This window comes from Actinomadura sp. NBRC 104425 (assembly GCF_030269545.1).
In the GTDB taxonomy this organism is placed as follows: domain Bacteria; phylum Actinomycetota; class Actinomycetes; order Streptosporangiales; family Streptosporangiaceae; genus Spirillospora; species Spirillospora keratinilytica.
The window spans coordinates 1-653 of sequence record NZ_BSTN01000097.1 but is presented as its reverse complement, the minus strand read 5'-3'; the positions used below and the strand labels follow the sequence as shown (position 1 = coordinate 653).

Here is a 653-nt window from a genome sequence, read left to right as displayed (position 1 = left end):
GCGAGGACTCCTCCTCGGTCAGCTTGAACACCGGGATGCCCGTGGCGGTGGCCAGCACCTCGGCGATCAGCTCCTCGGTGACCTCGGCGACGACGTCCATGTCGCCGGCCTTCCACTCCTTCTCCCGGGCGGCCTTGGCGGCCAGGAGCTGCTTCTCGGAGTCGCGCAGGGCGGCGGCCTTCTCGAAGTCCTGGGCGTCGATGGCCGATTCCTTCTCCCGGCGCACCGCGGCGATCTTCTCGTCGTACTCGCGCAGGTCCGGCGGGGCGGTCATGCGGCGGATCCGCATACGCGACCCGGCCTCGTCGATCAGGTCGATCGCCTTGTCCGGCAGGAACCGGTCGGAGATGTACCGGTCGGCCAGCTGAGCGGCGGCGACCAGGGCGCTGTCGGTGATCGACACCCGGTGGTGCGCCTCGTAGCGGTCGCGCAGGCCCTTGAGGATCTCGATGGTGTGGCTGAGGGACGGCTCGGCGACCTGGATCGGCTGGAACCGCCGCTCCAGCGCCGCGTCCTTCTCCAGATGCTTGCGGTACTCGTCGAGGGTGGTGGCGCCGATGGTCTGCAGCTCACCCCGCGCCAGCATCGGCTTGAGAATGGACGCGGCGTCGATCGCGCCCTCGGCGGCGCCCGCACCGACCAGCGTGTGCAGC

General features: G+C 70.3%; 1 protein-coding gene. It reads right to left on the bottom strand.

Features of this window, described 5'->3' with window-relative positions; genetic code table 11:
• On the bottom strand, positions 1 to 653 hold a 653-nt coding region (locus tag QSK22_RS33275), incomplete at both ends, for a UvrB/UvrC motif-containing protein (protein WP_285498477.1).